A 25,244-nucleotide genomic window follows, 5' to 3' on the forward strand; every position below is an offset into this window, starting at 1 on the left:
TCTTGTCAAGGAGAGGCATTAGCTTTCAAACGATAATTGTACAAGATTGTTATGCGCATATAAATGATAATAAATGAAACGATTTTTATGCGTATAACATCATACTTCAAACTGAAAGAAAGCCTACAACCTAATTCTCCTTGAGTGAGCCACGTTGTTTATAGAAATTATTGGGAATTGTATCACTATAGTTTGTCGTTCAATCGAGTTCGAGTTTATTGTGTTTCATTGTGAAAATATTCACGTTAAAACAACGTTCATCTGGGGAGATGTGCGGATAAAAATTCAACAAAAACGATGAGCAAACAAACTTACAGTTTTTACAACAACCATTTGAATTTATTTTGATTTAATATTATTTATACAATTTAAAAATATTTGGAGTGAAAAATATGTCTACAAATGCTCAAGCAGCACAACAAGGTGGATCAAATAACAAGGCGTATCTAATCCTAATTATTGGTATTTTAGCAGTTGCGTTCTCTGCACCTTGGGTAAAACAATCGAACTTTGAGCCAGCAACATCAGTTGTACTTCGTGTTGGTTTTGGGTTGTTATTCTTACTACCTTTCTTTATAAGAGAAATTAAAAAAGTCGGTAAGATCAACAAAACCGGTATTATTCTATCTCTTGTAGCAGGTTTGTTTCTTGGAATTGACTTTACAGCTTGGAATTATTCAATCTATTTCGTAGGATCAGGTATTGCATCAATCTTACTTAACCTACAAATCATCATTTTACCGGCACTTGCTTTCCTATTCGATAGAGAGCGTATTCCAAAAAGTTTCTTCATTGTTGCACCAATCATGATTCTTGGTGTACTCATGACAGGTGGTATTTTCGACAGTGCTGAAGCAACTGAAGGACCAACGACTGCATGGGGTATGAACCTTGCTGTTCTTGGAACAATTGCTGGATCTATTTCTGGGGTATGTTACGGTGCTTACCTTTATACGAGCCGTAAAGCTTCCCGTGTAAATGGAATTCAAATCGTTCAACCAATGTTTTTCGCTGGATTAACTCAGCTAATTGCTCCACTAATTGTAATGATGTTCTCAGGCCGTGGCTTCGATCTAACTCACGGAGTATTAGTAAATGGTATGCTTCCACATAATCCGGAAACTGCATTAGGTGACCCGATTACTGGCATGAACTGGTTCTGGATGATTGTACTAGCGTCAATCGGACAAGCAGTTGCATGGACGTTCATTCAGTACGGTGCTATTCGTTTAGACCCTACAATTGTAGCTGGACTATTATTACTTAGCCCAATCTCAACTGTTGCGGTTATTGCCGTTATCCTATTCGGTGAGATTCCGTCAACTATCCAGATTGCTGGTGTTGTTCTGATTCTGTTGGCAGTTGCCTACCAGAATAATTTGCACAAGGTTATATTGGGCAAAAAACCTAAAGACGGTACGCCTAAGGCAACTTCTTAATTGCTAACTAATGTGAAATTGAATTTTCAAGTTTGAACAGAAGAGGAATGTTTACTTATTAATACCTCTTCCTCTTCTTTCTGTCTATATATGAGACGGACCTTCAACAAATGGGTTGCTCAATCATTTATGTCGGATTGTTGCGGTACATTGTTCCTACGCTAGGTGGGAATAACGCCCGAGAATATTGAAGTGAAAGCTTCTGCAGTCTGAATAATTGAAAATGAGCGCCTCCTTGAATGAAGGAAAAGTAATTAATGTTAGACAGATAATTAGATTTAATGTTGTAAAAAATAATTGAACAGTTTCTGGGATGTATTTGCTCGTTACGGCGTGCATTCGCACAAGATAAATTGGCGTACACAATTCTTTTTTAATGTTCCATAACAAGCAAAAAAATCTCTTAAGTTTTAAAAAAATTCATAGAATATATGGCTTGGAGTGAAAGTTATGGCTAATAATAGTGCTACTAAAGGATCAAATAGCAAGGCATACATAATTCTTATCATCGGTATTATGGCTCTTGCATTTACTGCCCCATGGGTAAAACAATCGAATTTTGAACCTGCAACGTCTGTTATACTTCGTGTTGGTATTGGATTATTGTTTTTACTTCCATTTGCAATTAGTGAAATGAGAAAAATTGGTAAACTCAATAAAACTGGTGTTACTCTGTCCTTGTTCGCGGGTCTTTTCCTTGGAATTGACTTCACAGCTTGGAATTATTCCATCTATTATGTTGGATCAGGTATTGCTTCAATTCTATTAAACTTACAAATTATCATTTTGCCGGCACTTGCTTTCTTATTTGATAAGGAAAGAATTCCAAAAAGTTTCTTTATTGTTGCTCCAATCATGATACTAGGTGTACTTATGACAGGTGGTATTTTCGACAGCGCTGATGAAACTGCGGGAGGACCACTTACTGTATATGGAATGAACATTGCTGTACTTGGGACGATTGCTGGTTCTATATCCGGTGTCTGTTATGGGATCTATCTATACACTAGCCGTAAGGCATCCCGCGTAAATGCAGGACAAATCGTACAACCTATGGCATGGGCATCGCTTGCTCAGTTAGTGGCGCCAACAATTTTCTTGTTTATCTCTGGTCGTGGATTTGACCTAACTCACGGAGTATTGGTCAATGGTCAGCTTCCAATGAACCCAGAAACAACTGTGGGTGATCCTATCACGGCTATGAACTGGTTCTGGATGCTTGTACTAGCTACATTAGGTCAAGCGATTGCATGGACGTTCGTTCAGTATGGTGCTGTTCGTTTGAACCCTACGATTGTTGCTGGACTCTTGTTACTTAGTCCGATTTCTACTGTTGCGATCATTGCCGTTCTTCTATTCGGTGAGATACCGTCAACGATTCAAATACTTGGTGTTGTTCTTGTTCTTGCGGCAGTTGCCTACCAGAATAACCTACACAAAACTATATTTGGAAAAAAATCTAAAGACAAATCGCCCGGAACTGCTTAATTGTTACTATTAAAATTATAATAAATTAAAAGCCGAGTTTCCTTCATGTAAGGGAAATCGGCTTTTTTATATCGAAATGTATATTAGCGGATTTACCAAACATTTTAGATGGATCCCTAACAAAAGATTTATATTGCACTCAAATGTCATTATATACAATGAAATCAGAAATGTAAACTCTTTCATGGATTTTTATGGAAATAATGCTTATGTATTGGTTTCGTTTATTAATAGTTGGTAGGTCATAAGTCCTTCATTTCAAATTAAGATAAATTATCATGGGTATTAGGCACAACGTAGCGGGTGACATACCAGATAATTTAGTGGTTTCAGCCGTTTCATTCTTAAGAATACAAATGTATTCTATGAAGTTAGCACCATACAATGTTATTTCTGGTTAGTATGGTTTCGCAAGGTCAGTCCCACCCCTCCCTAGATAATAAACATATTTCATATATAAAAAGCCAATCAAATTACTGGTCATTAAAGATTTAACAGTAGACTGAACTTTTTCTCTCCTCTTTGAAAAATTAAGAACTTGGTGGAATATTAGGGAAATGGTTGAAAAGAACCTGAAATGTAAACACTGAAATAGAAAATCATTGTGGTTGAGATGGACAATGGAACAAGTATAAAAGCGTTACTCTTTTGTTTATGATATATTATTCAAAACGGTGAAATATATTTTGATTAAAATGGAGGAACTGCAGCGATGGAGATGTCAACACAGTTTCAAGTGAAGAACGAAGATATCGATATATTTAATCATATGAACTATAAGAGATATATTGAACAATTAGAAATAGAGCGTGCCGAGTGGTTTCGAAGAATTGATATTCCTTTCTCAACAATGGCGGAAAGGAATATTGCAGCGGTTATTTTAAAGTTAGAAATTGAATACGTAAAAGAAGCCAGGCTAGGGGAACGTTTGATAATTAAAACGAAGCCAATGAAAATAGGGACGAAAAGTTTTTCATTACAACAAGTAATATATAATGAAAATAAAGAGGTAACGACAAAATCCATCTGTACATTTGTTATGTTTGACACATCTACACGAAGCAGCATCCCTGTTATTAAAGAAATTGCTAGTCACTTCCACAATTTAAAAACTACATAAATGAATGCCTTAATATCGAATCCCTATCTGGCGGTGCAATGTGTATATTTAGTTCTGAACAGTAAAAACTGATTTCAGGTATATGATAAACAAAAGGAGCATTATATGAAAAATCAATCGAATGACCTAGAGACCGGATGGCGTTTTGACAATAGTTATGCACGATTGCCGGAGAAGTTTTTTACTTTTATGGAACCTAATCCCGTACCAGAACCGAAGGAAATTTTATTCAATGATGCGTTGGCGCACGAACTCGGTTTAAACACTGAAAAGCTTAAAGGAAGTGGCGGGACTGCCATTTTTGCAGGAAATGAGGTACCTCGAGGTGCAAAACCGCTTGCCCAAGCATATGCAGGACATCAATTTGGCAATTTTACAATGCTTGGTGATGGACGTGCGATGCTAATAGGTGAACACCTGACGCCTAAAGATGAAAGAGTCGATATTCAATTGAAAGGTTCAGGAAGGACACCGTATTCAAGAGGCGGAGATGGGCGGGCTGCACTTGGGCCGATGTTACGGGAATATATAATCAGTGAAGCGATGCATGCACTTCGGATTCCAACGACACGTAGTTTAGCTGTTGTAACGACGGGTGAAGACATTATGCGAGAGACGGTACTACCGGCCGCGATATTAACGCGTGTTGCAAAAAGTCATTTGCGTGTGGGAACGTTTGAATTTGCAGCCAACTGGGGGACAGATGAAGACATTCAGAAACTCGCTGATTATGCAATTGAACGCCATTATCCCGAGGCGAATGATGCGAGCAATTGTTATTTAGCATTACTTGAGAAAGTGATTGAACAACAAGCATTGTTAATTGCCCATTGGCAACTAGTTGGGTTTATTCACGGCGTTATGAATACAGATAATATGACGATTAGCGGTGAGACGATTGATTATGGACCGTGTGCCTTTATGGATACGTACGATCCTGCTACAGTTTTCAGTTCAATTGATAGGAGAGGCCGCTACGCTTATCAAAATCAGCCGCCGATTGGTGGTTGGAATTTGGCGCGGTTTGCTGAGTCACTCATTCCTATTTTACATGATGATGAAGCGAAAGCGATTCTGTTAGCGCAGGAGGCTATATCCAAGTATCGTCAGTTGTATGAAGATAATTGGCTTTCAGGCATGAGGAAAAAGCTTGGTTTGTTGAATGAAGAGTCAAATGATGAAGCGTTAATTGAACAACTTCTTGAGTTAATGGAAAAATATAAAGCGGATTATACAAATACGTTTCTTGCATTGACTTTTAATAAGCTGTGCAATGCTGAAATCTTTGAAACGGATGAATTTAAACGTTGGTATGATGCCTGGCAAGAAAGAATAACCCTTGAGACACAATCTGAAGAAGAGAGATTGCAGTTAATGAAACAACATAATCCAGCAATCATTCCAAGAAATTATTATGTAGAAAAAGCAATTGAAGCCGCGGTTGAACGTGACGATTTTAGTGTCGTGAAACAGTTTATAGATGCTTTGGCCAATCCGTATGCACATACACCAGTACAAAATGCGTTTGCGACGGTACCAGATTTTGAAGAACCTTACCGGACATTTTGCGGGACATAATTATGAAGAAGAAGTTGGACAGCTTTCTGCGGTTCACTTCTTTTTTATTTATTGCAATAAAAAACCCTCATTAAATGAGGGTCTAGTTTAATGCTTAAATTTTCAATTCAATTTTTGCGTCTTCTTTTAATTTTTCAATATGGGCAACTAGTTTTTTCTGCTGTTCTTCTTGTTGAATGATTTGCTTGATTTTCTCACTTAATTCTTCCAGTGGAGGGAGTTCTTGTTCGCCATCTTCAGTTTGCGCGACGAGCTGCTCGTAATATTCCTCGATTGTTTCATCTGAAACATCTTCTGCAGGTGCAATTTTTTCTTGGTATTTATTGGAAGTGATGAATTCTGAAATTTGTTCTTTTAGGTTATCTACATCCATGTTTTCTTGTTTCAATGCTTCTTCTAACGTTTTTTCATCGCCAAACTGTTGAACATATGCTTCGTATTCCGCTTCGATTTCATCTTGGGAAGCGTTAATTTCCTCAGTTTTTGCTTGTTGAAGGAGCAAGGTTTGATTGACAAGTGTATCGAGCGTTTGAGCTTTGATTTGTTCTGCTGCTTCTTTGCTTGATGGATCTTGTCCCGTTTGTTGCATATGCGTCTGAATCGACATGAGTACTGCGTTATACCGTTCGCCGTTAATTTCCTCATTATTGACAACAGCGACAATGTCATTCTTGTCCACTTGCTGTTCGGCTAACTTTGCTTGGATTTCATCAACATGTACTTGTTCTTCCGAAGCCTCGTCTTTTTTTGCCTTCTCTTCTCCGCTACAAGCCGCTAAACTAAGCGCAAGTGCACCAGCGAAAAACGATATAAATATCTTTTTATAATTCATTTTGGTTTGTCTCCTCCCATATGCTTAGTGAGCATCATAACGAATATTGAAAGAAATTTAAACCAATAGACCTCTAAAAAATCAATTTGTCATTTCATTGTCATATTCATTACAAACGAAAATAATTATTTTCTAAGGGAAATACGAAACATTTCCCGGGCAACTATTTTTTTCGACATGTTCTCTCGAATATTGATGAAATTTGTCATTGCAATATGTTGGTGTAAATAAAGTCAGTGAGCGTCTTCAATAGTTGCATGAATTTAAATGAACTACGTAAATCATTCTTTGATTACGTAGTCTATTACAATGAATAAACATATCAAGGGCTTGAGTCAAGATTTTCTGCCATGATCAAATTGTTCTCGTAAGCAGCCATCGCCAGTTCATATCTGACTTTTTTGCCCGCTTCCACGAAATCGTCTTCCTTCACAATCCCTGTCAATGAATACCGGTGACCCCTTAAATCCACGTTCAGTTCGGTGATTTGATTGAATTTGAAACTCTCCACAGGAACACCATTATGATCCATCAACAAGTATTCACCGTATTTCTCGTTGCAGGTTTGTGCAACTTCCTCTATCACTTTGAAGGCATCTTCCGGATTTTGCTTATAGTTGAGGACAAGGCTTTCGGTCACCCGGCGCATACCTCGAGTTCCGTTTTGGAGTTCCGTGATGTTGCTATAGGAGACCGTATAGAGATAGCCATCGTTCTGGCGAATCTTCAAATAGCGAATACTAATTTCCTCAATTTTTCCCTGTTGCTTACCATTGATGATGACATAATCCCCATGATAAATCTGGCGTTCAAATAAGTAGGCTATCCCCATTAGATAATCGCGGATGATGTGTTGGAAAATCAATGCCAAGGCACCGACGACGACGACTGAACCCGTAAAAAAATTTTCCAGTGGAAAGAAATGATTGACCATATAAAAAATGAAAAACACTAATCCTAATACCTTCGTCGCCTGGTTAGTGAAATGAATTAAAGTTTCTTTCCGATTCTCATCGAAGATAAACATATTTTCTAAGAAAACCTTGACGGATTTGCGAATCAAATAAACGATCAATATAATCAGCAGTGCGACCATTCCAATAATTATGGGCAACTGCAGGAACTTTTCTGAGAAAGACATTCGATCAACCCCAAACATTTATTAAAATAAAACAAGCAATAGGAAGCCTTCATTAGGGATGGTTCTATTGCAATGATGTATTTTTATAACTATTGTAATGATAATAATCCTCTACTGCAACTAATCATTACTTCAATTACAACCACCTAAAAATAGTAATCTTTGATATGAAATTGGTAGGCGGAATTTCAGGTGATAATTATACCTGAAAACTATAATAAGAAAGCAAAGCACTAAAAAAAGATGACTTCTGCGCAATACAGAAATCATCTCTTAATTGTCCTAGTAAATAAATTTATCGATTATCTACAGTCTCTGGATACATATCATGCTTGAACATTCTTTCTCGAGCCATATCTTCATAAATCGTCCCTGGTTTTCCATAGTTACAATACGGGTCGATTGAAATACCGCCACGTGGTGTAAATTTAGCCCATACTTCTATATATTTAGGGTCCATCAATTTAATTAAATCTTTCATAATTGTATTTGCACAATCTTCATGGAAACCATCATGGTTCCTAAAACTTCCTATATAGAGTTTTAAAGATTTACTTTCAACCATTTTTATTTCTGGCATATACGAGATATAAATGGTAGCAAAATCAGGTTGCCCTGTCATTGGACAAAGACTTGTAAACTCTGGAATGTTAAATTTAACAAAATAATCATTTTCCGTATGTTGGTTATTGAATGTCTCTAAAATATCCGGATCATACTCATAATTGTATGTAGTTTCTTGATTGCCTAATAATGTAAGGTCCTTCGTATCACTTTTTCTCATGTTTATTTCCTCCTATTTTACGTCCGAAATATTCGGTTCATAAATATTCATTTTAATAACCACTTGTCTGATGCCGCCTGCAACAATTAACTGCATCAACACTTTAGCAACCCATTGGCCTAGTATGGCGTAAGGGACTAATTCCCACGGAACAAATTTTAGCCCAAGTGGTCCGATTCCGATAATGACAAATAATGCTGAATCCAAAAAGCCTGCAACGACTCCTGAATAAAAAACTCTTCGCACAAACGGCAACTTAAACCGTGTGTAGATTTCAGTATCTGCCGTCTCAGAAACAATAAAGCTCAGCGTACTTGCAAATACCACCCATAATGCATCGCCCAGCAAATAACTTGAAATCGCCGATAAGATGAGGGCGAAAACAATTAATAGGTACGTTTTAAATCTGCCAAATCTATTTTGAACCATATCTCTCATCACAAGAGTTAAACCTATAAATAATGTACCATATGGGATAATAAACAGCCCTAAATCTAGTGGCGCAAATCTTGCTGTAATGACGTTGGCTAATACAATCGATAATAAATAAATTGAGATTCTAATCATAAGACAGCACGCCTTTCTAAATAGGTTTGTAAACCTTCATTTCTTAACTTGCAAGATGGACATTTTCCGCAACCATCACCGATAACGCCATTATAGCAAGTCAAGGTGTTTTCCCGAATGTACGCAAGCCGTCCCATTTGATCTGCCATTTCCCAAACTTCTGCTTTGTCTTTCCACATGAGAGGCGTGATAAATTTTAACTCGGCGTCCATTGCTAAATTAAGTGTCGTGTTTAATGATTGGATAAACGCATCTCGACAATCAGGATATCCGCTAAATTCTGTTTCACTTACGCCGGTTATAATGTTTTTTGCCCCGATTGTTTTTGCGTAAATCGCTGCAAAAGAAAGGAAAATATGATTTCTACCTTCTACGTATGTATTTGGAACTTTTCCTTCTTCAATCTCCATGTCTTTCCTTGTTAAGGCATTTTCAGTTAATTGATTCAGAAGATCCATTTGAATCATTTTGTGTTTTACACCAAGATCATCCGCAATCTTTTTTGCGCAATCAACTTCCAATTCATGCCTTTGCCCATACAAAAAAGTGACGGTTTCTACTTCATCAAATTCTTCCAATGCCCATAACAAGCATGTGGTAGAATCTTGTCCGCCACTAAATACAACTACTGCTTTTTCCATTGTTCATTCCTCCATAGTTTTTATTTTAGAGGGGATGGTTTCGAACCCTCTTTGGGAAATCTGTAAGGAAACCTGGGATTTATATCTGAAGGTCGTCAAACATTTTCCAGTATAAAATATACACGTAAATCTATATTTTATCAAACTATTTTAATAAAGTTTAAAGATATCTTCATAGTACTAGTGAAATAGGGATAGGGGAGATGTTGAATTTAATATTTGTTTAGGAAGTTCATAATTCAAAAGATTTATTAGACTGAATATTCATGAATCAAATGAACCCTTTTCAGCCTACAAAGAAGGGTTTCCGATAACAGGACCGGAATAACTTTTAATGCAATTTACTAATTCATGGAAAGGGAGGAGTTTTAGTGAAAAAGAAGATGAAGGTGGTTCTGATGTCGACAGTCATTGCCACATCAGGGGTTTTCATTAATCCAGGACAAGTATTCGAGCCGACGACTGTATTGGCAGCACCTGGACAAAGCGGGGCGGCGCATGATCAAAAAGTGATTGCACCAATTAGTGAGAAGCGGATGTATGCGGATGTGTATCATTTATCGGAAACGATAGGTCCTCGTGTAACAGGCACAGAGGAAGAGAGGAAGGCCGCAAGTTTTATTAGAAACCGTCTTCAATCCTATGGATATGAAGTTGAAGTCCAGGAGTTTAGTATTCCGGATAAGATGATTGGACATTTGCAAACTTCTGCGGGGGATGAAGTACTCATCAATATTCCTGCTGGATCCGCCTCAACAGCTAGTGAGGGATTAACAGCGCAATTATATGATGCGGGGTTAGGCTATGCAAATGACTTCACGGCAGAATCGGCTGGTAAGATTGCGTTAATTTCGAGAGGCGACTTTACGTTCCAGGAAAAAGTTGAAAACGCATACGCAGCAGGGGCGGTTGGCGTCCTGATTTATAACAATATCGAATCGCCAGGCCCATTAAATCCATCTATTGGTGAAGCATCAATTCCAGTTGGAGGTATTTCAAAGGCGAGCGGAGAAGCACTTATCGCGGATGTGATTGATAGTGACGGAACAGTTACTTTAAAAGTCGATGCATTAACAGATGTAAAATCGCAAAACATTATCGCGACGCGTGCACCGGATAAAGGAAATAATCATGACATCTTACACGTTTCAGCGCATTTTGACAGTGTTCCTTTCGCGCCGGGTGCAAGTGATAATGCATCAGGAACGGCGGTCGCATTAGAACTAGCAAGAGTTTTAAAGAGTTATCCAATTGACAAAGAACTCCGATTTGTTTTTGTGGGGGCAGAAGAAATCGGTTTAGTTGGTTCAAGATATTATGCGAGTCAGTTGACTGAAGATGAAATTTCACGAAGCATTGGTAATTTCAACATGGATATGGTCGGGACAAGTTGGGAAAATGCAACAGCAATTTATATGAACACAGTCGATGGCAAAGCAAATATTGTCTCTGAAACAGCTGCGGCGACTGCGAAGAGAATTGGTACACCATCAGAATTGGTGCTTTACCAACGAGGCTCGTCAGATCATGTTGCATTCCATGAAGTAGGCATTCCTGCGGTGAACTTTATTCGCAGAGAACCTGGAACGGCGAATTTGGAGCCTTACTACCATACGCCGCTCGATACGATCGAACATATTAGTGCCGAACGTTTAAAAGAAGCGGGAGATTTGGTAGGCGCTTCAGTCTATCAATTAATTAGAAAATAAGAGAGTAGGGGTGTTTATGATATGAAGAAAAAAATATTATCGATTGCACTAGCGGGAGCACTTGTATTCAGTGCATCACCGGCAACGTTTACGCCTGTTGACGCGAAAACGCCAGTTGTTGTAAACAATGGTAAATCTGATTCCGCACATGACCGAAAAGTTGTTGCAAGGGTGGACGCGGAAAGAGCGATTGAGCATATTAAATATTTGTCAGAAACAATTGGCCCGCGAGTTGGCGGACTGGAGTCAGAAAAGGAAGCAGCCGATTACGTAGCATCTCAGCTGAAAAGTTACGGATATGACGTTGAGTACCAGTACTTTCCAGTCGCAGATCAATACATTGCAGATGTAACATTTGCGGACGGTACGTCTTGGCAACTAGGCGCTGCGCCGAATGGGAAAATAAGTAAGGAAGCAGTTACTGCAGAAGTTGTTTACGTAGAAGGGGGAACCGAGGCAGGAGATTTCTCTGAAGACGTTGAAGGAAAAATCGTTTTATTAACCCGTGCAAATTCGACCTCAGATTATCGTTTACAAGTGGACCACGCAGTGAATGCTGGAGCGTCTGGTGTTATTTTACAAAGCGTTGTAGGTGGTAGAGGAAACTATGGATCTACATTTAACCCAAGCTTAACCAAGCAATATGATGTGCCAGTTTACGGCGCTGCTTATATTCAAGGCCTATGGCTACAAGAGCAGTTAGAAGAAGGACCTGTTGAGCTTCAATTAACAGCAACGCATTACTCGGATTTAGAATCGGTAAACGTAATCGGAACGAAAAAGGCAAAAAATAAAAAGAGTAATAACAAGGAAGTCATTTTGAGTGCACATATGGACAGCGTTGTTGGTGCGCCGGGTGCAAATGACAATGCTTCCGGAACGGGACTTATGCTTGAATTAGCACGTGTCTTTAAAGGTTATAACACGGATAAAGATTTAAAGTTCATCGCTTTCGGATCGGAGGAACGTGGACTGTTGGGCTCACGCTATTATGTTGACCAATTGACGCAAGCGGAGCGGGACAATATCGAAGCTGTCTTTAATCCGGACATGGTGGCGACGAATTACGAAGCTGCAACGCATCTTTACGCGATGACAGTCGACGGTATTGAAAATATCGTAACTGAATCAGCGACGGCGGCGGGTGCCCGTCTTGGAAACTCTGATATATTACCAGGCAGATTTGGGTCAAGTGACCACGTGCCATTCCATAATGCAGGTATTCCTTCTGCATTGTTCATTTGGATGGGCATTGACAGCTGGGATCCATTAATTTACCATATCGAAAAAGTGTATCACACACCTCAAGACACGATTGAGGACAATATTTCTGCAGAACGTATGCAATCAGCTCTAGACATTATCGGTGTAGGATTGTTTGATGTTGTTAGAAAAGATGTTCCAGGGCTTAAAAGATAATTTAAAGGGGGCTGTCCAGGAATCAGTAGCGACTGATTTAGGACAGTCTTTTTAGTTTCACTAAACATTCACACAACGGATTAGGCTATGTGATAAAATAGAGTTAACAAATATTGTCATTCGGAAAAGAAATGGAGGAGAATAGCATGATGATGTGGGGAGATAGAATGCATGGTCATGGAATTGGTATTGGGATGCTTTCAGTTTTGCCTTTATTATTTTGGCTTGTCATCATTATATTGGTTGTCCTCTTGATTATTAGATTAACAAAAAATAATTCAGGACAATCGAATGGGTTATTATACCAAAAGTTAGCGGACAGTGAACAACTTCAAAGAGAATCGCTTCGAAGACAACAAGAATTAACGGATGAATTGAGAGAAGTGCATGAACGTTTGAAGAGAGTAGAGAAGAGATTGAGAGATGTTGAATAGGGGTAAGGTTTTAATTTCGAATAACAAAGCTAGAAGAGATGTTAGAATGATCTCTTCTAGCTTTTAATTTTTACCAAGTTCGAATTGGTGGAGAACCTGGAGGTGCATTGACGATTAAATCTGTTAGGGGTACGACATAACCGATTGCAATAACGAGAATCATGAGTGCAATTATGACACCCCAACGATCTGTCCAAAGCGGCGTTTGTTCTTCTGGTTCTTCAGGTTCAGCAATTGGGAATTCCGTTTGTCCTTTTGGTGCAAAGAACATAAGATGGAAGACTGCGTATACTTGGATGAGAACGCCGATAATTAAGAGCGTTCCGCCAATCGCAAGTAGAAACAGGTAAGGGTCCCAACCTAATGCAACGGCATGGTCACCGTACGTTGTATAAGATGTACGACGCGGTGAACCTAGTAATCCGACATAGTGCATAGAACCAGCCATGAATAGCATGCCGACCGTCCAAATAATTGTTTGAATGACGCCGACTTTATTCATAGCCGGCGTTAACACACGTTTGGATAAATAAGGAATGAGCCAATAACTAATGCCGAAAAATGTTAGTGCAACGGACGTTCCGACAGTTAAGTGGAAGTGACCCACGACCCACATCGTATTATGCACGACTTGGTTCAATTGGTTTGTTGTTTGTGCAATTCCGCCAGCGCCTGCTGGAATAAACGCCACCATCGCAATGAAAGGTGCTAAGAAACGCACATCTTTCCACGGCAATTTTTTAAGCCAACCGAATAATCCTTTTCCACCTTTAGCTCTACCCGTACGTTCAAATACATAAAACATCGCAAATGCGGTCATTAGAGATGGGAAGGCAATTGATAGACTCATAAACACATGCATATATTTCAAAGCCGGGCCCATCGCAGGGTCAACGATTTGGTGGTGGAATCCACCTGGGATGTTTGTAATGACAAGCATCGCCACAACGACCCGCGTTAACGTATCACTAAATCGTTTTCCGCCAATGATTTTTGGGACAATGACATACCATGCTGAAACCGCCGTTAGGTACCAAATGTTCACGAGTGTATGACCGAAAGACCAAAATAGCGTACGACTCAGCATAACGTTAATCGTTTCCATCACGCCCGCTGACCAAAAGATAAGCATGATCACTTCGATTGTAACGCCGATACTTCCAAAGAATAATAGAACGAAAACGCCAGTTGCAAAGAATGCTAACATTGGAATGTGCTTTGCAGGGTTTTGTTTTCTCCAAGTTGCAACGTTTATAAACGCGCCAAATGCACAAATCCAAACGCCGATAACAATTAAGGCCAACCCGATATAAAAGAGTGGGGATGCAGCCATTGGCGGATAAAAGGTAAACATTACCGTTGCATCGTTCATCACTACTGGAATGACAGCAAAGACAAATCCAACAATTTTAAGCCAAAATCCAATCCATGCCATTGTTCTAACGTGAGGCAGAATCCCACCTAACGTATGGGACATCCCTGCGTAGAAATAGCCGATTGCAAAAAATGCAGTTAAGACGAGGACTAATAAAAGTCCGTGTGCTGTAAGAACTTGGTAATAGGTAAACCAAGAGGGCATTTGAATGAGCCCAGCACGTTCTAAACCTTGTAATAATCCTAGAAAACCACCTATCAGCAGTGCTAGAAATGCAACGGACATATACGATTTTGATAATTTCGCATCTGCCTCTGAAACGCCTAAAGCTTGCGATGCTTTTTCTTTCAGCGTGCGTTTTGTTTCTTGTTTTTGTTCTTTCATGTTAGGTTGATTCATAACCGTTTCCAATCAAAACCCTCCTTTATTTAACCGTAATGGTCATAGCCATCATTTCGTGCCCAATTCCGCAATATTCATTACAAAGAACTAAATATTCTCCAGGCTTACTAAATGTTTGGGTAACTTTTTGGATATGCCCTGGCACAACCATTGCGTTCACATTCGTTTGTGCAATTTGAAAACCATGAATCACGTCTTTAGAAGTTAAGGTGAATGTCACTTTTGCACCAGCTGGCACTTCAACTTCATGCGGTGTAAAACCGAATGCTTGTAAGGTCATGACGACTTCATATTCATTTTCACCCGTTTGAAAAACGCCTGGATTGTCAAAAGGTGCAGTTACATCAACTTTTTGTGGATCGATGATTTCTTTGTGACTTGGCGGCGCATGTTCAAATGCAAAAGCTTGAACACCGATAATTAACATGAAAATTAAAATGACACCGAAGCTAAGGGTGAGCCAAATCTTTTCATAACGATGGATTTTCATCTCTCTTCCTCCTTAAATTCTTGCGTTAAATGTGAACATAAGTACGAGATATGTAGCGACAATGACAGCCAGTAATACACCTAGACAAAACATCGTGCCTTTGTACGATTTCCTCTCTTTTTCTTCATGAGAAAGCTTCTTGTTGCTGTTGTTTTGCGCTGTTTCCATTACCAAGCACCTCCGTAAGTTTCGTTACCTACATCTTAATTGATAATAATTCTCAGTGCTGTGATATTTATCACACAAAACTATAAAATTCAAATTGTTCTCTAACATTATGAAAATGCATTCATTGGAACATAAAAAAACCTTTCCAATAGTTGTTTGGAAAGGTTTCATGCTTCAGCGATTTCATTTTGAATTTTATCAGGATAAATATAATAATTGCCTTCAACAATCTTTACTTTATCTTCTTTACGCAATCGAGAAATCATCCGGTTGACGGATTCTCTTGTCGTGCCAATCATATTGGCTAAATCTGAATTTGTAAATTTTGTATTTAATTTAAGCCACCCATCCGGTTGTCGGGTGCCATGTGATTCGCTTAATCGTAAAAGTAGTAACAGAATACGATCGTTCGTACTTCGTAATGCCATTTCTTCAAGCCTCTGTTGCGAATCAATAATTAGATCCCCTAACAAACGAAATAATTTAATGGAAGTATGGGGATTTAATAAAAGAACTTCTTCAAACTCTTGTAGGGAAATTGCGTACATTACAGTGTCTTCCATCGCTTGAGCGTAGGCGGGATAATTCTCTTTACGGAAAAATCCAACGTTCGGAAATAGATCCCCTAATTGCTTGATGCAAATAATTTGTTCTTTCCCAGATAAGTCATTTCTGAACACTTTTACTTTACCGGAAGCGACGATATAAATATCGGTAATCGGTGTATCGTGCATAAAAATTATTTGTTTATCAGGAAACTCTCTTCTTCGCATGATAGTTAAAAAGGGTTCGAGTTCTTCATCAGATAAATCTTTAAATAGCGTGACGTTTTTTGCTAGGCGCTTTAACTCTTCCAAGCAAATCCCTCCTCTTCAACTATTTTATCATATTTTCAAGATAAACTACTTGTTTTCAGGTTCTATTCTAGAGTCGTACCTGGAATTTTGATTGAAATCATAAATTAGAAAAGATGCCAAATTCTTGATTTCACTTCATTGTTGTGGTGAATTTAAAATTTATGAATAGATAGTTCTAGTATTCTTGCGTTTTTTGTAATTCTAAAACTCATTTTTGTGACTTTGACGGTGATATGCGTAGAGAAGTAAGATCAAGGTGTCATAAAAAGAGAAGGGGGAAATGTAATGGGGTCAATTATATGTGCAACAAAATGTCCGAATTGTGGACGATCAGCGATCCAAGATTATTACTATAGATCTGACGAAAAGACGATTGTTTGCTATCGTTGTGGATTCTATCTAAAAAGACAGATTCAAGATATTTACGCATCACCAACTAAATATAAAGAGGAGCGATATGATGGATACGGTGTGTTTAGATTAGTAAATAAGGACGGGAAAAGGACGACGACGATTTTTAGTTGTCAGCTTAAAGAAAATGATATCGAAAAATATGTAAATGAATTTTCAGGTGATGCGGTAAATCAAGAGAAAAGCTTTTTGGTTACTTATACCGATGGGGACTTTAAGATTCTTTGTGGAACACCTACGGAAAACTGGCATTTACCTTTTGAAGCATATAAAAAGAAAATGCTTGAGAAGTACGGAGATACTGAAGATAACAGACATATGGTACCAATTGAAGAATAGTTTTGTTGGAAGGAAGGAAAGAAAGAATACGTGCTATTGCAAATAAAACCTACCTATTTCTCTCTTTGTGTTTTGAACCAGTATTCAGAAAATACACTTGATTAAGCTTGCTCACTCAACTATCTTAGATGGAGAGTATTTGTGCAGTTTATTGTATGATTCGCATTAAGTGTTTACAAGTTAAATCGAAGGGATGAGAGAGATGCGCATTCTAGTGCTTGGAGCAGGAGCGATTGGTGGGTATTACGGCGGTCGATTAGTTGAGAAAGGAGAAGACGTTACTTTTCTCGTTCGTCGAAAAAGAAAAGAACATTTGGAGAGAAATGGATTAAGTATCCAAAGTTTTTTTGGTGACTTTTCATTTCAACCTAAATGTATCTCAACTGATGAAGAGGCTGCGCCATTTGATTTAGTTTTGTTTTCGACAAAAGCTTATCATTTGGAAGATGCGATGAACGACTTGAAGCCTTATGTCGGAGAACATACTGTGATTTTGCCACTCTTAAATGGGGTCGCTCACTTTAATAGGCTCAAAGAGGTGTTTGGTGTTGAAAAAGTCGTTGGTGGATTATGCTTTATTGAAACGACACTAAATCATCAAGGGAATATTGAACAAACAAGCGCAATTGACCGTTTAGTGTATGGGGAATTTGACCAGAAAGATACAGAGAGGATCCGTGAAATTGAATATGTGTTTTCTGGCACAAAGGCAACATTTTCATTAAGTGATTCTATTGAACAGGAGATTTGGCAGAAGTATTTATTCATTACAGTTATGTCGGGCTGCACTTCGTTAATGAGGGCGCCGATTGGTCCCATTCGAGAAAGTACTGGGGGCGAATTGTTCATAAAACAATTATTTGAAGAAGTTAAAATGATTATAAAAAAACATGGTGGACCGCTAAAAGAAGACGTTGTCGCGAAGCAACTTGAAATGATACGCCTAGCTAATGGTGACATGAAATCATCGATGCAACGAGATATGGAGAAGGGCTTACCGATTGAAGGTGAGCATTTACAAGGGTTTTTATTAGATTTAGCAAAGAACTATCAACTGAATACCCCAATTCTTCAAACGGTATATCAAAATTTAGTTGTCTACGAAACGATGTTAGGACAGGGTAAATAGAATAGGTGTATTTATGATTTGAGTAGATCTTTGCAATTATTGCGGAGGTCTATTTGAATTTTACTGGATATAATGGCTAGTATTCATATAAACTACTGCTTAAGCGTAAAATAATTATAAAAGTTGCCTGAAAACTTGATTAATATAATTCATGCGTGTAAAATGGTGTTGATTCTTTATATTCCAAACATACTGACCGGTTAGTGAACGGGTCTGAAGGGATGGGAATGTTGATGAACTTTTCATATTCAGAAAAAACAAAGGGGTTAATTGAAAAGCTTACGGAGTTTATGGAAGCGTATGTGTATCCGAATGAAAAAGTATTTGAAGAGCAACTGGCGGCACAGAAAAATCGTTGGTCTGAAGTACCTCCGATTATCGATGAATTAAAAGAAAAAGCGCAAGAACAAGGGCTTTGGAATTTGTTTCTCCCTGACAGTGAACTTGGGGCGGGATTGACAAATTTGGAATACGCACCACTTTGCGAGATTATGGGGCGTTCACCAATTGGTCCAGAAATTTTTAATTGTAATGCACCAGATACTGGGAATATGGAAGTGCTTGTTCGTTATGGAACTGAGCAACAAAAGAAGCAATGGCTTGAGCCGCTGCTTAAAGGGGAAATTAGATCGTGCTTTGCGATGACTGAGCCTGATGTTGCTTCAAGTGATGCGACGAATATACAATCTAGTATCGTTCGTGATGGGGACGAGTATGTATTAAACGGTCGGAAATGGTGGACGTCAGGGGCTGGGGATCCCAGGTGTAAAATTGCTATATTTATGGGCAAGAATGACCCGAATGCGCCGCGACATGAGCAGCAATCTATGATACTAGTACCACTCGATACACCTGGGGTGAAAATTGAACGAATGCTGTCAGTGTTTGGCTATGACCATGCGCCGCACGGACATGCAGAAATTACATTCGAAAATGTACGGGTACCGGTGGAAAATATGATTTGGGGTGAAGGGAAAGGATTTGCCATTGCACAAGGACGTCTTGGCCCTGGAAGAATTCACCATTGTATGCGGTTGATTGGTGCAGCTGAACGTGCACTTGAACAAATGTGTATGCGAGTACAAGAGCGAACGCCTTTCGGAAAAGTGTTGGCGGATCAAGGTGTCGTGAGAGAGTGGATTGCGGAATCGCGTATCGACATCGAACAAGCGAGACTATTAACATTAAAAGCTGCCTACATGATGGATACCGTCGGGAATAAAGAAGCGAAAACTGAAATTGCGATGATTAAAGTTGTGGCACCGAGCATGGCATTACGAGTGATTGACAGAGCAATCCAAGCATTCGGCGGCGCAGGGGTGAGCCAGGATTTCAACCTTGCCGCGCAATGGGCAAGCTCAAGGACTTTACGACTCGCGGACGGACCAGATGAAGTACATCGCAATCAAATCGCACGTTTGGAACTTCGAAAATACGCTTCGAAAGAAAAAGTGAAACAATCGTAAGTGTGCTTGCATCTGATTTCATAGCAGAAATCAACTATTAGGTATGAATAAAGACAATGAAAGGTTGTGGGGTCGATGAAACAAGAAATTACAAAACATAGTGTGAAACTTTTCCAAGAGAAAGGTTTTAGTGAAACGTCCATCCAAGATATCGTCGACTCACTTGGTGTAACGAAAGGCACTTTTTATTATTACTTCAAAAGTAAAGAACAGCTATTAATGGATATCCATTTACGCTACATCGAAGACTTACTGAATCGACAAAAAGAAATTATTGAAAAAGAACAAAATTGCAGAAATAAAGTGATTAAAATTGTTAAGTTAATCATCGGAGATATTAAATCAACACAAGCAAATGGGCGCGTCTATTTTCGCGAAATGAGAAATTTAAAGCCAGAGAATGCGGAGATTATAAAAACAAAAAGAACAGAGTTTCGAGATAACCTTGAACAAATCATTATCGAAGGAATTGAAGCAGGTGAATTCCGAAATACTTTACAGCCTAAATTGATTGCGTTAGGGATTTTAGGCGTGACAAATTGGACGTACCAATGGATGAATCCTTCGGGGGATGTGTCCGTTGATGAACTTGCTGAAATGTTCGCAGATTTTGTATTGCACGGCATTCATGTGTAGGAGGGCTGTTTATTGAAGAATCCAGAAGTTTCACGAGTTTTAGTTGTTGGTGCAGGACAGATGGGGCACCAAATTGCGATGTTATGTGCGCTTGGTGGGTATCGTACAAAGCTTCAAGATGTTAGTAAAGAGGCACTACAAACAGCAGAGAAAAGCTTAAACAATGTGATGAACCGATGGGTGAAACAGACGAAAATTACAAACGAACAAAAAGAAGAGGCCTTTTCACGTCTCACATTTACAACGCACCTTGAAGAAGCAGCAAGAGATGCTGACCTTGTGATTGAGGCGATTGTTGAGAAGTTGGACGTAAAGCGTGAATTATTTCAGCGGCTGGATTTAATCACGCCAAGCCATACAATATTCGCCACAAACAGTTCTACAATCGTCAACTCACTGCTTGCTGATGTGACAAAGCGTCCGGAGAAAGTATGTAATATGCATTTCTTTTTTCCACCGCTTGTCATGGACTGCGTAGAAGTCGTGATGAGTGAAAAGACATCTGAACATACGATGGAAACAGTGATGGCTGTTTGTAAAAGGATAAATCGAACCGGTCTATTATTACGAAAAGAGATTTCTGGATTTGTAGCAAATCGAATTTTAGGAGCCATGAATAGAGAAGCGCTTTATCTTTACGAGGCAGGCATTGCGGACTTTAAAGAAATTGATCATATTGTTAAAAAAGCGTTGGGGCATCCACTTGGCCCATTCGAATTAATTGATCTGTCAGGTGCCGATGTTGTGTTAAATGTGATGGAGCAACGTTATTTGGAAACGGGAGATAGCGAGGATAAACCTAAGCAGTCGATTGTCGAGAAAGTGAAATCAGGGAATCTCGGCCGTAAAACGGGGCAAGGTTTTTATGCTTATTCAAAATAAATATCAAGGGGGGGTATATGTTGATAGATACAATCCCAATTCGTAAGGGTGAAGAGCTTAATCAGGAAAAATTGGCGCAATTTCTTCACAATCAAGTTGATGGATTACCAGAGGGGGAGCTGAACATCCGTCAATTCGGTGCTGGGCATTCCAATTTGACGTATGCGCTTGAAATAAACGGTTGGGAAGCGGTATTAAGACGTCCACCGCTTGGTCCAATTGCGCCGAAAGCACATGATATGAAAAGGGAATTTACTGTTCTTTCTGCACTAAATCCAGTGTTTCCAACTGCACCTAAACCAATTGTTTTTTCAGATGATTTATCGATTACGGGAAGTCCATTTTTCATAATGGAGCGGAGACATGGCATTGTGTTAGATAGTGATTTTCCAGTTGAAACAGAAGACCAAGAAGCACTTGGGCAACGTCTTTCTGAATTAATGGTTGATAAACTAGTTGAGTTACATGCCATTGATTATAAACAAACTGCATTAGCGGATATGGTAAAGCCAGATGGGTTTCTGGAAAGACAAGTGCATGGATGGATTGGTCGATATGAAAAAGCGAAAACTTCGAAAATAGCAGAAGTTGAGAAACTGACCTCTTGGTTGGTTCAACATATTCCAAGATCGCCTGAACCAACGATTATTCATTATGATTATAAATTTAATAACGCCATGTTTTCACATGACTACACGTCTATGAACGGTTTATTTGATTGGGAAATGACGACGGTGGGGGATCCACTGGCTGACGTTGGTGCGGCGATGAGTTATTGGATGCAAGCAGATGATCCTGAAATGTTACTGAAAGGCCTAGGGAAGCCGCCACTAACAACGAAAAAAGGATTCTATACCCGTGATGAATTTATCGCAAGTTATGCAGAAAAAAGTGGTCGTGATCTGACGGACATTCATTATTACACAACATTTGCTTACTTTAAATTAGCTGTTATTTGCCAACAGATTTATTATCGTTATAAAAAAGGGCAAACAAATGACCCGCGCTTTAAAAATATGGATAAATTTGTATACAGTCTCGTTTGCCATTCACTAATGGAGACGTCGAAATCATAATGGGAAAGCATAAATTACATGTATTACTATCTAAAGAGGAAGTTAATCCAGAGAAAATCGACCCAGAAACAGTAGTTATCGTGTTTGATGTGTTACTCGCAACGACAACGATTGCAACAGTCCTTCATTACGGGGCGAAAGAAGTGATTCCGGTTATGAATGGGGAGGAAGCACTAAAAGTTTCTGAAGGTTTGCAACAATGCGCGGCAATTCTGACCGGGGAATATGAGGGCAGAACAATCGAAGGATTTGTGGATCCACTGCCGTCTATTCTAAAAGACTCTGCTGCCGACAAAACAATTGTATTGTCAACGACCAATGGAACAGTTGCGATTGGGAACGTTTCAAAGGCGAAAAATATTTATGCTGCGTCCTTAGTAAACGTAAGGGCTGTCGCAAGGAAAATTGCGAAAGACCATGCCAATAAAAAAATTCTGCTTGTTTGTGCGGGAGGTTCAATGCGGCGGTTTGCGATGGAAGACTTTTACGGTGCAGGATGCTTTATTGATAAGTTAATGAGTCAAAATAATTCCTGGGAATTAACAGATTCAGCGAATACGGCACTATTTTTTTACCGCGGGAATGAAACAGAGAGTAAGCACGTATTAATGAAATCGGAAACTGGAAAAATGATGTTACAAATGGGGCTAGAATTAGATGTTCAATTTGCGAGTGAACTAGGATCGATAGACGTAGTTCCGCGTTATGAAAACGGGAAAATGATTGCAACAAAATAAGGAGGAATAAATATGGAAACGACAACAGTAAAGACGATGAAAGCCATTAGGTTTGATGAATATGGGGGGCCAGATGTATTAAAGTTTATGGATGTCGACCAACCAGAAATTGGGAATCATGAAGTCTTAGTTAAAGTTAAGGCAATCGGTGTTAATTATGCAGATACAGCACGACGTGAAGGGAAGTATGTCGTGCCAACAGATTTACCTTTCATTCCAGGGGCGGAAATCGCAGGCGAAATTGTCTCCGTTGGAAAGGATGTCACACGTTTCAAACCTGGTGCGCGCGTTGTGTCGCTAATCGAATCAGGGGGATATGCGGAATATGCGAAGGTGCATGAAATGGTTCTGGCGCCAATTCCAGACGGAGTTGCTTTTACGGATGCAGTCGCACTGCCTTTACAAGGTCAAACAGCCTATCATATTTTAAAAACAATGGGTCGCCTAGAAAAAGGGGAAACTGTACTCGTTCATGCTGCGGCAGGTGGAGTAGGGGCGATTTCAGTTCAACTTGCGAAAATTTTCGGCGCAGGTAAAATCATCGCAACTGCAAGTTCAGATGAAAAACTGGCCCATGCCAAAGAATTGGGCGCAGATCATCTCATTAATTACACGGAAGATGGTTGGGAATTAAAAGTCAGAGAATTAACAGGTGGCAAGGGCGTCAACGTAGCACTAGAAATGGTTGGCGGCGATATTTTCAATAAAACACTTAAATGTTTAGCGCCTTTTGGACGCTTAGTGATTTTCGGAGCAGCAAGCGGTGAACAAGCGCAACTATATGCGGGACAGCTTATGCGTCGAAATCAATCGGTCATCGGCTTTTTCTTACCACAAATTATGCAAAACCCGAAACTTTATCAAAGTAGTTTCGAAGAGTTGTTAAGTTATATTAATGATGGAAAACTTAAATTGACAATTGGCGGCACTTATCAATTGGAAGACGCAGCTGAAGTACATCGACTGCTTCAAGGTAGAAAAACGATGGGCAAACTTGTTCTTTTACCGTAACAACCTAAATCGATAGCCTGAGCGATAAGACTGGCAGTCATCTTCTTGCTAGCTTATCGCATAGGTATCAACAAGTGAACCAGCAATTGTCCGCTTATAGCGTAAATAAACAATTAAAAATCAAAAGTAGTAAAATTTAGTTTGAATTAACAGAAAACATAATGTATACTGAATTTAATTGTGAATAAATTGTGACAGCGAATTTTTTCGCTAGCATGAAATCTTTTTGTCATTAACATACTATCCGGTTAGTAGAGTCGATTCTATTCAACATACTAACCGATTGGTATATTCATAAATTCATTGTAATAGAATTTCCTAGGAGGGGCTAACATGACAACATCATTATTTGATTTAAAAGGAAAAACAGCGATTGTGACAGGGGGCGGTAGTGGATTAGGGCGGGATATTGCAAAAGTATTTGCTGAATACGGAGCAAACGTCGCGATCTGTTCACGCAAACTAGAAAACTGTCGTGATACTGCGACTGAAATTGAAAATGAATATGGCGTTAAAACAATGGCTTACGAATGTGATGTAAGTCAGGAAGAGCATGTTAAACGGATAGTAGAATCAGTCATTGCTGATTTTGGTCAAATCGATATTCTTGTCAACAACAGTGGCGCGACGTGGGGTGAAAAAGTAGAGGACATGCCATTAGCAGCTTGGAATAAAGTATTTGATGTTAACGTAACGGGTACTTTCCTCATGTCTAGAGAAGTTGGAAGAAATATGATTTCGAACGGTTCTGGAAAAATTATTAATATCGGCTCTGTCGCCGGGATAAAGGCAGAATCAGGCGAAGTATTGAATGCAATCGGCTATAGCTCAAGTAAAGCAGCGGTCCACCACTTCACGAGAGACTTGGCGAAGAAATGGGCGGAACATGGCATTAATGTCAATGCGATTGCACCAGGATTTTTCGAAACAAAAATGACAAGAGGTGTTCTAGAGAAAAGTGGGGATAAAATCCGAAACAATAACCCTATGAAAAGATTAGGAGACCCAGATTCATTGAAAGGTATTGCGCTTTTTCTAGCCAGTAACGCAAGTAGTTTTATCACTGGACAAATTATTGCAGTAGACGGCGGAAGTTCTCTATAGAATTTAAAG

Annotated in this window: 25 protein-coding genes; 16 read left to right on the forward strand and 9 right to left on the reverse strand. The window is 39.1% G+C overall.

Annotated features, from left to right (window positions below):
• The first annotated feature begins 392 nt into the window (after positions 1-392).
• The 4 genes from BI350_RS07050 (at position 393) to BI350_RS07065 (ending at position 5,625) form a co-directional block, all read left to right on the forward strand.
• The gene (locus tag BI350_RS07050; protein WP_075527452.1) at positions 393-1,439 is read left to right on the forward strand and encodes a DMT family transporter; all 1,047 of its coding nucleotides are present in this window, start codon (positions 393-395) and stop codon (positions 1,437-1,439) included.
• A gap of 450 nt (positions 1,440-1,889) precedes the next feature.
• Entirely contained in the window at positions 1,890-2,927 is a 1,038-nt protein-coding gene (locus BI350_RS07055; protein ID WP_075527453.1) for a DMT family transporter, read from the forward strand.
• Positions 2,928-3,639: 712 nt separating this feature from the next.
• Entirely contained in the window at positions 3,640-4,047 is a 408-nt protein-coding gene (locus tag BI350_RS07060; RefSeq protein WP_075527454.1) for an acyl-CoA thioesterase, read from the forward strand.
• Positions 4,048-4,152: 105 nt separating this feature from the next.
• Positions 4,153-5,625, forward strand: a complete 1,473-nt coding sequence (locus tag BI350_RS07065) for a protein adenylyltransferase SelO (RefSeq protein ID WP_075527455.1) — start codon at positions 4,153-4,155, stop codon at positions 5,623-5,625.
• Between the two features lie 94 nt (positions 5,626-5,719).
• Here BI350_RS07065 and BI350_RS07070 read toward each other — a convergent pair whose 3' ends face one another.
• The 5 genes from BI350_RS07070 to queC form a co-directional block, all read right to left on the reverse strand.
• Positions 5,720-6,457 carry a SurA N-terminal domain-containing protein gene (locus tag BI350_RS07070; RefSeq protein WP_075527456.1) on the reverse strand — a complete coding sequence of 246 codons (738 nt, stop codon included), beginning with the start codon at positions 6,455-6,457 and terminating at the stop codon, positions 5,720-5,722.
• A 322-nt stretch (positions 6,458-6,779) separates the two neighbouring features.
• Positions 6,780-7,598 carry a mechanosensitive ion channel family protein gene (locus tag BI350_RS07075; protein WP_075527457.1) on the reverse strand — a complete coding sequence of 273 codons (819 nt, stop codon included), beginning with the start codon at positions 7,596-7,598 and terminating at the stop codon, positions 6,780-6,782.
• A gap of 295 nt (positions 7,599-7,893) precedes the next feature.
• Complete coding sequence (queF, locus tag BI350_RS07080; RefSeq protein WP_075527458.1) at positions 7,894-8,382, reverse strand: preQ(1) synthase; 489 nt, start codon at positions 8,380-8,382, stop codon at positions 7,894-7,896.
• A 12-nt stretch (positions 8,383-8,394) separates the two neighbouring features.
• Positions 8,395-8,946: a VUT family protein gene (locus BI350_RS07085; protein WP_075529283.1), complete on the reverse strand. Its 552-nt coding sequence runs from the start codon at positions 8,944-8,946 to the stop codon at positions 8,395-8,397.
• A complete protein-coding gene (gene queC, locus BI350_RS07090) occupies positions 8,946-9,590 on the reverse strand; it encodes a 7-cyano-7-deazaguanine synthase QueC (protein ID WP_075527459.1) in 645 nt (214 codons plus the stop codon). The genes BI350_RS07085 and queC overlap by 1 nt, the downstream gene beginning before the upstream one ends.
• A gap of 371 nt (positions 9,591-9,961) precedes the next feature.
• On the opposite strand from queC, the gene BI350_RS07095 reads away from it, so the two are divergent.
• The 3 genes from BI350_RS07095 (at position 9,962) to BI350_RS07105 (ending at position 13,152) form a co-directional block, all read left to right on the forward strand.
• Entirely contained in the window at positions 9,962-11,299 is a 1,338-nt protein-coding gene (locus BI350_RS07095) for a M20/M25/M40 family metallo-hydrolase (protein ID WP_245698310.1), read from the forward strand.
• Positions 11,300-11,320: 21 nt separating this feature from the next.
• Positions 11,321-12,718 carry a M20/M25/M40 family metallo-hydrolase gene (locus BI350_RS07100; RefSeq protein WP_075527460.1) on the forward strand — a complete coding sequence of 466 codons (1,398 nt, stop codon included), beginning with the start codon at positions 11,321-11,323 and terminating at the stop codon, positions 12,716-12,718.
• A gap of 146 nt (positions 12,719-12,864) precedes the next feature.
• Positions 12,865-13,152, forward strand: coding sequence for a hypothetical protein (locus BI350_RS07105; protein WP_075527461.1), 288 nt, complete (start codon positions 12,865-12,867; stop codon positions 13,150-13,152).
• A gap of 70 nt (positions 13,153-13,222) precedes the next feature.
• Here the strand turns inward: BI350_RS07105 and BI350_RS07110 are convergent, their stop codons facing one another.
• The 4 genes from BI350_RS07110 to BI350_RS07120 form a co-directional block, all read right to left on the reverse strand.
• A complete protein-coding gene (locus BI350_RS07110) occupies positions 13,223-14,911 on the reverse strand; it encodes a cbb3-type cytochrome c oxidase subunit I (RefSeq protein ID WP_075529285.1) in 1,689 nt (562 codons plus the stop codon).
• Between the two features lie 40 nt (positions 14,912-14,951).
• Complete coding sequence (locus BI350_RS07115; RefSeq protein ID WP_075527462.1) at positions 14,952-15,419, reverse strand: cytochrome c oxidase subunit II; 468 nt, start codon at positions 15,417-15,419, stop codon at positions 14,952-14,954.
• 12 nt (positions 15,420-15,431) lie between these two features.
• Positions 15,432-15,587 (reverse strand): hypothetical protein, encoded by a 156-nt coding sequence (locus BI350_RS16880; RefSeq protein WP_155767485.1) that lies wholly within the window; start codon positions 15,585-15,587, stop codon positions 15,432-15,434.
• A gap of 167 nt (positions 15,588-15,754) precedes the next feature.
• The gene (locus tag BI350_RS07120) at positions 15,755-16,444 is read right to left on the reverse strand and encodes a Crp/Fnr family transcriptional regulator (RefSeq protein ID WP_082294986.1); all 690 of its coding nucleotides are present in this window, start codon (positions 16,442-16,444) and stop codon (positions 15,755-15,757) included.
• A gap of 285 nt (positions 16,445-16,729) precedes the next feature.
• On the opposite strand from BI350_RS07120, the gene BI350_RS07125 reads away from it, so the two are divergent.
• The 9 genes from BI350_RS07125 to BI350_RS07165 all read left to right on the forward strand — a co-directional run bounded on the left by BI350_RS07125 (position 16,730) and on the right by BI350_RS07165 (position 25,235).
• Positions 16,730-17,194 carry a hypothetical protein gene (locus BI350_RS07125; RefSeq protein ID WP_075527464.1) on the forward strand — a complete coding sequence of 155 codons (465 nt, stop codon included), beginning with the start codon at positions 16,730-16,732 and terminating at the stop codon, positions 17,192-17,194.
• Between the two features lie 202 nt (positions 17,195-17,396).
• The gene (locus tag BI350_RS07130) at positions 17,397-18,323 is read left to right on the forward strand and encodes a ketopantoate reductase family protein (RefSeq protein ID WP_075527465.1); all 927 of its coding nucleotides are present in this window, start codon (positions 17,397-17,399) and stop codon (positions 18,321-18,323) included.
• A 233-nt stretch (positions 18,324-18,556) separates the two neighbouring features.
• On the forward strand, positions 18,557-19,789 hold the full coding sequence (locus tag BI350_RS07135; protein WP_075529286.1) for an acyl-CoA dehydrogenase: 1,233 nt from the start codon (positions 18,557-18,559) through the stop codon (positions 19,787-19,789).
• 75 nt (positions 19,790-19,864) lie between these two features.
• A complete protein-coding gene (locus tag BI350_RS07140) occupies positions 19,865-20,425 on the forward strand; it encodes a TetR/AcrR family transcriptional regulator (protein WP_075527466.1) in 561 nt (186 codons plus the stop codon).
• A 12-nt stretch (positions 20,426-20,437) separates the two neighbouring features.
• Positions 20,438-21,307, forward strand: a complete 870-nt coding sequence (locus tag BI350_RS07145; RefSeq protein ID WP_082294987.1) for a 3-hydroxyacyl-CoA dehydrogenase family protein — start codon at positions 20,438-20,440, stop codon at positions 21,305-21,307.
• Positions 21,308-21,324: 17 nt separating this feature from the next.
• Positions 21,325-22,383, forward strand: a complete 1,059-nt coding sequence (locus BI350_RS07150; RefSeq protein WP_211117179.1) for a phosphotransferase family protein — start codon at positions 21,325-21,327, stop codon at positions 22,381-22,383.
• Positions 22,383-23,120, forward strand: coding sequence for a 2-phosphosulfolactate phosphatase (locus BI350_RS07155; RefSeq protein ID WP_075527467.1), 738 nt, complete (start codon positions 22,383-22,385; stop codon positions 23,118-23,120). The genes BI350_RS07150 and BI350_RS07155 overlap by 1 nt, the downstream gene beginning before the upstream one ends.
• A gap of 36 nt (positions 23,121-23,156) precedes the next feature.
• A complete protein-coding gene (locus BI350_RS07160) occupies positions 23,157-24,131 on the forward strand; it encodes a quinone oxidoreductase family protein (protein WP_075529289.1) in 975 nt (324 codons plus the stop codon).
• A 333-nt stretch (positions 24,132-24,464) separates the two neighbouring features.
• The gene (locus BI350_RS07165) at positions 24,465-25,235 is read left to right on the forward strand and encodes an SDR family oxidoreductase (protein ID WP_075527468.1); all 771 of its coding nucleotides are present in this window, start codon (positions 24,465-24,467) and stop codon (positions 25,233-25,235) included.
• The last annotated feature ends 9 nt before the right edge of the window (positions 25,236-25,244 follow it).

The organism is Sporosarcina ureilytica, assembly GCF_001753205.1.
GTDB classification, from domain to species: Bacteria; Bacillota; Bacilli; order Bacillales_A; family Planococcaceae; genus Sporosarcina; species Sporosarcina ureilytica.